Source organism: Acinetobacter sp. UBA3025 (assembly GCF_002367915.1).
In the GTDB taxonomy this organism is placed as follows: domain Bacteria; phylum Pseudomonadota; class Gammaproteobacteria; order Pseudomonadales; family Moraxellaceae; genus Acinetobacter.
In genome coordinates this window covers 1-9,331 of record NZ_DFDO01000252.1, presented here as the reverse complement: position 1 = coordinate 9,331, position 9,331 = coordinate 1, and the positions used below count along the sequence as shown (strand labels likewise).

Here is a 9,331-nt window from a genome sequence, read left to right as displayed (position 1 = left end):
TTTACTTTCGCAAGAGGTCTAATAAAGATTAAGTTATGTCGAATTAACATAATTAAACGCTATATTAAATTCTTTAATTCACTCTGACCTTTTTTAATTTTTTAAAGTTTAAAAAGAAGCATAGGAATACCAAGTTAGGCTGTTCTATCGATTTTTCACATTTCCTAGCCATTAACCAATCAATTTTCATTGATCTATTCAATCTGAATTAACCTCAAGGAAAAAAATACTGTTCCGATAAAATAAAAACAAATGCCTGAATAGTGATTAAGTTTGCAGCCTCTAAGAAAGATATGTTTTAAAAGGTTATCCAAGATTAAAAAATTGCGTTTAAACCTATAAACTCTAACAAATTTTTTGAGTTAGAGAGAAAGATCAGTTGGAACAGTTTAATTTTATTCAGAATATTCGAGATTGGGCCGATCAGTACCCATGGCTGGAAATGTTATCTTCACTGAGTATTGTGATTTTACTGGCCATCCTTGCCAATGTGTTTGCCAAACAGATTGTCGTACGCGGTATTCGTCAACTGATTTCCAAAATGCCCTTTGCCAATAATCAGATTTTTGCTGAACATAGTGTGATTCGCCGGATTTCCAATATTGTTCCGGCAATCGTGATCATGAACGGGATTACCACTGTCCCGCATTTATCCGATAAGGTGCAAACCTTTGTGCAAATGGGTGCTCAGGCGTTTATTTTCCTGACCATTGCTCTGGCACTCGGTGAGTTACTGAATATCTTTAACCTGATTTATCAGCGTAATCCCAAGTCACGCAACAAGCCGATTAAAGGTTATTTACAGCTGGTCAAGCTGATCATCTTCATTGTTTGTGGCTTGATGATTTTAGGCACTTTCCTGAAAAAAGATGTATTCACCTTGCTCGCTGGCTTTGGTGCGATGGCCGCTGTCCTGATGCTGGTCTTTCAAAATACGATTCTGTCACTGGTGGCTTCGGTTCAGATTTCATCTTATGACATGGTACGTATTGGTGACTGGATTGAAATGCCGACCCTAAATGCCGATGGTGATGTCATTGATATGTCATTACATACAGTGACTGTGCAGAACTTTGACAAGACTGTGACCACGATTCCGACCAATAAACTGGTGACTGATACCTTTAAAAACTGGCGCGGCATGCAGGAAGCGGGTGCCCGCCGGATCAAACGTTCAATTCATATTGATCAAACCAGCGTACATTTCATGACGGCTGAAGAACAGAACAAGCTGAAAAATTTTATCCTGCTGGATCAATATCTGAATACCAAATCAGAAGAACTAGAGAAGTTTAACCAGCAGCTCCAGCATCATTCACAATACAACCAGCGCCGTCTGACCAATTTAGGAACGTTCCGCGCTTATCTGGAATTTTATCTGCAACAGCATCCGGGTATTGCCAAAGATTTCTCATTGATGGTGCGTCAGTTACAACCGACCAGCGAAGGTTTGCCACTGGAAATTTATGCTTTCACCAATACGACGGTTTGGGCAGAGTATGAGAATATCCAGTCAGATATCATGGACCATATTCTGGCGATTATTCCGGAATTTGGCTTGAAGGTATATCAGGCGCCTTCTGGAAGTGATTTTAAGGAATCTTTTAACGCGAGTTCTTCATCTCCGATTATCACTTAAACTAACCTCTCAACTTAAGCCCGAAATAATCTCTTATTTCGGGCTTTTTATTCAGTATTTAAAATGAATTCAATCTCTTATTTTTAGTCTTCATATTATTTGGTATAAATCTGGCATGAGTTTCTGCTCTGCAACCTAAAGTTTGATTTAGTTAAACATTTGTGGCAATTTCACTCAAATTCAGACTTCAAAAAGCAGAATCCTTTATAATTTCCGCAAAGAAAATACATGATAAGAGTACGTGAATGTTTCGATGGCTTGAACGGCTGGTAGATCCCTATCCCACCAAAAACCTGAATCAACCTTTACCCACCAGGTTTTTCCCCTTTGTCTGGCAGGCAGCTTATGGGGTACGCCGTTATTTGCTGATTCTAGTATTGTGTACCGCAGGTGCAGCCAGTTTTGAGGCTTTACTCTATTCAAAAATTGGTGATCTGGTGAACTGGTTGAGTCAAAGTCAGCCAGAGACTTTTTTAGATCAACATGCCAGCAACCTGACCTTATTGAGTATTATCTTGCTGGCCAATATCCTGTTTGCCAGTGCCCAGTCCCTGATCAAGCATCAGATTTTATACAGTAATTTCCCGATGCGTCTGCGTTGGCGCTTCCATAATTTATTGCTCAAACAGAGTTTGGACTTCTTCCATAATGATTTTGCCGGACGTTTATCGGCCAAAGTCATGCAAACGGCGCTGGCGATCCGGGAATTCTGGGTCATTTTGGGCGATATGTTGGCTTATGTGCTGATTTATTTCGTCACAATTAATATTGTTTTGGGTGCCATTTCACCCTTACTTATCTTGCCGCTTATGGTCTGGCTATTCTTGTTTATTTGTGCTGCTTGCTATTTCATTCCAAGATTAAGCAAAATTTCATCCTTACAAGCGGATGCGCGTGCAGTCATGACCGGACGTGTGACTGATGCCTATACCAATATTCAGACCGTAAAATTGTTTGCGCATGCGGGTCGTGAAAGCCAGTATGCCAAATCCTCTATGCAGGAATTTATGGTTACGGTGTATAAACAGATGCGTCTGGGCGCTCAATACGAAATCAGCATTCTGATGCTGAGCGTTGTGCTGTATGCAGGTGTGCTGGGTACTGCAATCTGGCTGTGGATGCAAGGTCAGGCGCAGCTCGGGATCATTGCAGCCACTACAGCAATGGTATTAAAGCTGAATAGTATTGCCGAGTTTATGATGTGGCAGACCTCTGCCCTGTTTGAAAATGTCGGTACTATTCAGGACGGAATGAAAACTCTGGGTCGTCGAATCAATATTCAAGACAAAGAAAATGCGAAAGAACTGCAACTTAAACAAGGTGAGATTAAATTCGATAATGTCACTTTTGCCTATAATGAAAAACCGGTGATTGACCAGTTTAATCTGACCATTCGTCCGGGTGAAAAAATCGGCATCGTAGGTCGGTCCGGTGCCGGTAAATCAACCCTGATTCAATTATTATTGCATTTCTATCATCTGAATCAGGGCCGTATTCTGATTGATGATCAGGATATTGCCGATGTCACTCAGGACAGTTTGCGTAAAAATATTGCGCTGGTCACTCAGGATACGTCTTTGCTGCATCGTACCGTAGCTGAAAATATCAAATACGGTCGTCCGGATGCAACTGATGAAGATATGTTTGAAGCTGTACGCAAGGCCAAAGCAGAAGAATTTATTCCGAATCTGACTGATTTGCGTGGCCGTAGAGGCTATGACGCCTATGTAGGTGAACGTGGCGTGAAGCTTTCTGGTGGACAGCGCCAACGTATTGCCATTTCCCGGGTATTCTTGAAAGATGCGCCGATTCTGATTCTGGATGAAGCCACAAGTGCTCTGGATTCTGAAGTTGAAGCGGCTATTCAGAATAGTCTGGATGATTTGATGCAAGGTAAAACGGTTATTGCCATTGCGCATCGTCTTTCTACCATTGCGCAGATGGACCGTCTGATTGTAATGGATCAAGGGAAAATTGCCGAGCAAGGTACGCATGATGAACTGGTTGCCTTAAACGGGATTTATGCGCAGTTATGGCAACGTCAAACAGGCGGTTTCTTGGTACAGCAACATACTAAAACTGACAACTTGCATGAAGCATAATTGCTCTCTATCCAGTAGTAGCTGACATCTACAACAGAAACCGAAGCATTCTATTTGAGTCACTTGAATAGTAATGCTTTGGTTTTCTTTTATGGGAATATCAACTATTCCACAGCATTTTTTGATTTCAGATTATTCAAAAAACAGCCCTATTCTGAATTAATAGAAATCTGTAGGCTTAAAATTAAATCCCTAAAATATCTCTGGTTTACATTGATTTCCAACTTTAAATTGAGCTACTCTGCTTGAAGTTGATTGAAATCTGCTTGTGGAAATTGCCACAGTTTTGTCCAACAATTTTTATCAAGAAAATGGCTTTTTCATGCCAATATGAAGTGAAAATAAAAAAATTTGAAAGAGTGCAACGGATCGCGCATGAAAACAATAGCTCCACGCCAAGACCAAGGTATTCCAGGTGTATACGGTCTCTTGCTTCTCGATGTCATTTCCCGCTGGGGGTATAACAATGAGTCGCTTTTTAAGCCTTTTGGCCTGACCAGTGAACAGCTGGCAGATCCTGATTACCGTATTCCGACCCCTGTGGCCAATGAACTGGTCAAGCATGCCTTGAAGCTCACTGGTGAACCAACCTTGGGTTATCACTTAGGTACCCAGATGCGGATTTCGATTCATGGCTTTATCGGTTATGCCATCATGACGGCGAATAATATTACCGAAGCTCTGGTGCTGGCGAACCGATTCATTCAGCTACGCTTACCCTTCCTGCAGTTATTTTTCTCGACCTTTGGCGCTAAGGCAACCGTACAGCTGCAAACTGATATTCAGCTTGAACCGCTACGTACCGAAATTTCGATTGCCCTGATGATTGGCCTGATCAGTATGGCAAAAGCCATTACCGGGGTTAACGATGCAACCGGTGAAATCGACTTCGATTTCAAAAAGCCGGAAGGCTTTGAACGCTTCATGGCGAAATTTCCTACGCATCAGTTCCGTTTTGAACAGCCGCATTTAATTTTAAGTTTTGATAAAAGCTACCTGATGAACAAGTTGGTACATGCTGATCCAATTGCCAGCCAGATTGCGATTAACCAGTGTGAAGCCGAATTATCTGCTTTAGGTGAACGGCATCGGATTGCCATGCGGGTGCGGGATATTCTGACTCATTCCGAACAGCATTATCTGAGTATTGAAAGCGTAGCTGAACGCCTGCATATGTCAGATCGAACCTTAAAGCGTCAGTTGGCCGCTGAAGGTACTTCTTTTTCGACGCTGGTGGATGAAGTGCGCTATCGGCATGCCACTTCCTTATTATCCCGTACAGACTTTACTCTGGAGCAGATCGCTGATGAACTTGGCTATAGTGATGTGGCCAATTTTAGTCGGGCGTTTAAGCGCTGGAGTGGTCGTAGCCCGAGCAACTGGCGTAAAGATCCTTATTTATAAGCATGGATAAACCTTTTGTTTTGACCAAAAAGAATGTATAAAACATATCAAAAATGATCTTAAGATTTTTAGGGAGTTATCAATGAATCATCCTTCAGAATTAAAGTACGCAAGTACACATGAATGGGTACGCATTGAGGGTGATCTTGTTGTGACCGGTATTTCCGACCATGCACAGGATGCATTAGGTGATCTGGTTTATGTAGAAGCACCAGATCTTGACTCACATATTACTGCGGGCGAACAGGCTGGCGTGGTTGAATCAGTAAAAACCGCTTCTGATATTCATGCACCTGTCTCTGGTACAGTGGTTGAAATCAATGCTGCGCTTGAAGATGATCCTGACTTCATTAATGATGACCCGTACGGCAAAGGCTGGATCTATAAAATCAAACCGGACAATATGGCAGATGTAGAAAAGCTATTGTCTAAAACAGAATATGAAGCTGGCCTATAAGCCACTTCGATTTGACATGAAAAATAAGAATCAGCCTGCGGGCTGATTTTTTTACGCATTGAAAACTTCGTATTTAAAGCTCACCATCAAATACAATGTATTTATATCGGAATTTTATTGTATTTTTCACACATTTTTCTTAAAGTCTTTGCTGTACCTGCTATCACTCGCATCAGATAGCTCAGGCTGCTTTATAAAAATAATATTCATGTTCACCGTAGCATTTCCCTATAGATCAATTTAGGAAAATTATGAAATCCAATCTATTGCCTTTATGGACCAAGCCTTTTGTGCTGTGTCTGGCCAATAACCTGTTTTTATTTATTTTCTATTTTGCACAAACCACGATTTTACCGATTTATATTCTGAAAGAATTAGGCGGAAACTTAGCCCAAGCTGGTCTGGCCATGACCTTGTTCATGATTTCAGCGATTGCTGTACGACCATTTAGCGGCCTGATTATTGAGAAATTGGGTATCCGTAAAACCCTGATTGTTTCTGGAATCTTTTTCAGTCTATTTTCCCTAGCCTACTTGCTTGCCGATCAGCTGACGACCTTATTTATCATCCGTTTTTTGCATGGGATCTGGTTTAGTATTTTGACTACAGTCTGTGTTCCTGTGGTGAATCAGTTTATTCCAGAACAGCGTAAAGGCGAAGGCATGGGCTATTACGTCATGTCAGTCAATCTGGGCATTGTTCTAGGACCATTGATTGGCTTAAGTCTGATTGAATACTGGTCTTATTTTCAGATCACAACATTGCTTATTGCATTAGTTTTTATCGGATTTGCTTTCTGCTTAATGATTCCGGTCAAGGAGCCTGAGCACATCATTCAAATTATTCCTGAAAAAAAAGGACTGGTGTTGTCTGATGTTGTGGAAAAGAAAGCGCTGCCTGTTGCTGTTCTGGCAGCTCTGATTTCTTTCTCTTATGCCAGCATCATGTCTTTTATTGCGCCTTTTGCTGCCAGTAAAAATCTAATGACTTATGCCAGCTTATTCTTTGTCGTATTCGCCATTTCCATGATGAGTTTACGTCCGATTACCGGAAAAATTTACGATCGTAAAGGCCCACAATATGTGATTTATCCTGCGCTATTAGTATTTAGTTTAGGACTCTTTTTACTGAGTCAGATTCAGACCCTATGGGGATTCCTGCTGGCTGCGGTATTGATTGGTGTCGGTTTTGGTAGCGCACAACCTTGCATCCAGACAGTGGCCATTCAACGTGCACCGAAACATCGGATTGGTTATGCGACTTCGACTTTTTATACTTTCTATGATGTAGGAATTGCGGTCGGCTCGCTACTGATTGGGGCGCTTATTGCGACTTATAGTTATCAGTTCGCCTTTATTCTCTGTAGTTTACTCACCTTATGCAGTATTGTTTACTTTAAACTGGTCGTTCAAGTTAAGACCGCCTAATACAAGTTAATATCTAAATATAATAAAAAACAGGCAGATGAACTGCCTGTTTTAATTCTGATACGAAGATATATTTATTCAGATGCTGAAGTATTTTCCTGTTCTTTTTCTTCAGCTTTCGGCTCTTGCATCATTGTAAATTGTGTTGCTTCTCCAGCAGCAGGATTATCCTGGCGGTTGCTTTTCAGCTTGATCTGTAAACGTAATTCATTAGTCGAATCAGCATTACGCAATGCTTCCTCATAAGAAATCGCACCCTCGTTATACAGGTCAAATAAGGCCTGATCGAAAGTCTGCATGCCCAGTTCACGAGATTTGCCCATAATGGCTTTCAGCTCATGAAACTCACCTTTTAGAATCAGATCAGAAATCAAAGGTGTATTTAACATGATTTCAATTGCAGCCCGACGCCCTTTTCCATCCTGAGTACGAATCAGACGCTGGGAAATAATCGCCTTCATATTCGAAGATAAATCCATTAATAACTGATTACGGCGTTCTTCCGGGAAGAAGTTAATAATCCGGTCCAAAGTCTGGTTAGCATTATTGGAATGCAGTGTACCCAGACATAAATGTCCGGTTTCAGCAAAGGCAATTGCGTGTTCCATGGTTTCGGTATCCCGAATCTCACCGATCAGAATTACATCGGGGGCCTGACGCAAGGTATTTTTCAGCGCATTGTGCCAGGAATGGCAATCGACTCCAACTTCACGGTGAGTAATCATGGATTTCTTGTGTTTATGTACATATTCCACCGGATCTTCCACGGTAATGATATGCCCCGCCGAATTTTCATTGCGGTAGTCAATCATCGCTGCCAGAGAGGTCGATTTACCTGAACCCGTTCCTCCTACAACCAGTACCAGACCGCGTTTTTCCATAATCACGTGTTTCAATGATTCTGGTAATTTCAGTTTCTGGAAATTTGGAATTTCTGCCGTAATGGTCCGGATTACCATCCCGACCTGAAGCTGTTGTACAAAAACATTTACCCGGAAGCGCGATACACCCGGTACAGTAATCGCGAAGTTACATTCTAGTTCAGCTTCAAACTCTTGACGCTGTTTATCATTCATCAAGCTATAAGCAAACAGTTTGGTTTTTTCAGCAGTAAGAATTTGTTGTCCAAAGGGCTTCATTAAGCCCTGATGTTTAATACTCGGTGGAAAATCTGCGGTAATAAATAAGTCTGAGCCCCCATATTCCACTACTTTGGTCAGCATGTGATGCATGAATTTTTTTGCTTCGTCCAACAGTTCTGCCGTGAACATTCTCTTCCCCTGGAAATACACAATTACATGAATTTAAATGCTTGATTCATGCAAATATCATTTGATTTTTATTGTGCAGTGTTTTTTTTAAAGCCCCAAACAGATTTGATTTATAAAGAAAATATTTTTTAAAAATTATGTGATGTAGTTCAATTAAATATCAATTAAGTAGACATATATTGCCTTTTAAAACCTATTTCATTTTAAAAGAATATTACGATGAAAAAGATCATATTCAGGATAAACGCAAGATGGTGAAACTGAATTCACCAGGCAAGTAAGAATAAAATTAAAAAATTAGATAGGTGGCTGAAAGCTGCCTTGCTTAAAAGCCACCATTAAAGAAGATTTATGACTCAGTTCTATTGAGCTAAATGGCAGTCTGTTTATTAAAAACAAAGATTAGTCAGGTGAAAGTGCACGCGATCTGGACTGTTCCAGAAGTGAAATCTGGGCATTTTCTGCCTGTAAAACAGGATTGATACGACTACTCTTTAATTTGATTTGCAAACGTAATTCATTGCTGGAGTCTGCATTACGCAAGGCTTCTTCATAAGAAATAATGCCTTGGTTATATAAATCAAATAATGCCTGATCAAAGGTTTGCATGCCCAGTTCCCGCGAACGAGCCATAATCGTTTTAAGTTCATGGAATTCACCTTTACGAATCAGGTCAGAAACTAAAGGGGTATTTTGCAGAATTTCTACCGCAGCCCGACGACCTTTACCATCTTCAGTGCGAATTAGCCGCTGAGAAATCACGGCTTTGATATTAGCTGATAAATCTAGCAGTAACTGATTACGGCGTTCTTCTGGAAAGAAGTTAATAATCCGGTCCAGTGCCTGATCGGCATTATTAGAATGGAGTGTTGCAAGATATAAATGGCCAGATTCAGCAAAGGCAATTGCATGCTCCATATTGTCTGTATCCCTGATTTCGCCAATCACGATGACGTCAGGTGCCTGCCGCATGGTATTAATCAGTGCATTGTGCCAGGAAACGCAATCTACACCAATAGATCGGAAGAGCG

Annotated in this window: 7 protein-coding genes; 5 read left to right on the top strand and 2 right to left on the bottom strand. The window is 41.0% G+C overall.

Annotated features, from left to right (window positions below):
• Positions 1–379 precede the first annotated feature (379 nt).
• The 5 genes from B4J23_RS10730 to B4J23_RS10710 all read left to right on the top strand — a co-directional run bounded on the left by B4J23_RS10730 (position 380) and on the right by B4J23_RS10710 (position 7,029).
• The gene (locus B4J23_RS10730; RefSeq protein ID WP_125278616.1) at positions 380–1,639 is read left to right on the top strand and encodes a mechanosensitive ion channel family protein; all 1,260 of its coding nucleotides are present in this window, start codon (positions 380–382) and stop codon (positions 1,637–1,639) included.
• A 245-nt stretch (positions 1,640–1,884) separates the two neighbouring features.
• Entirely contained in the window at positions 1,885–3,741 is a 1,857-nt protein-coding gene (locus B4J23_RS10725; protein ID WP_291360556.1) for an ABC transporter ATP-binding protein, read from the top strand.
• Between the two features lie 375 nt (positions 3,742–4,116).
• Positions 4,117–5,145 (top strand): AraC family transcriptional regulator, encoded by a 1,029-nt coding sequence (locus tag B4J23_RS10720; protein WP_104426084.1) that lies wholly within the window; start codon positions 4,117–4,119, stop codon positions 5,143–5,145.
• An 82-nt stretch (positions 5,146–5,227) separates the two neighbouring features.
• Entirely contained in the window at positions 5,228–5,602 is a 375-nt protein-coding gene (gcvH, locus tag B4J23_RS10715; protein ID WP_166138133.1) for a glycine cleavage system protein GcvH, read from the top strand.
• A gap of 251 nt (positions 5,603–5,853) precedes the next feature.
• Entirely contained in the window at positions 5,854–7,029 is a 1,176-nt protein-coding gene (locus B4J23_RS10710) for an MFS transporter (RefSeq protein ID WP_291360553.1), read from the top strand.
• 74 nt (positions 7,030–7,103) lie between these two features.
• Here the strand turns inward: B4J23_RS10710 and B4J23_RS10705 are convergent, their stop codons facing one another.
• Both B4J23_RS10705 and B4J23_RS10700 read right to left on the bottom strand, forming a co-directional pair.
• Positions 7,104–8,300 (bottom strand): PilT/PilU family type 4a pilus ATPase, encoded by a 1,197-nt coding sequence (locus B4J23_RS10705; protein ID WP_125278619.1) that lies wholly within the window; start codon positions 8,298–8,300, stop codon positions 7,104–7,106.
• Between the two features lie 402 nt (positions 8,301–8,702).
• Positions 8,703–9,331 (bottom strand): ATPase, T2SS/T4P/T4SS family (locus B4J23_RS10700; RefSeq protein ID WP_291360551.1); only part of this gene is annotated, 629 nt, incomplete at its 5' end.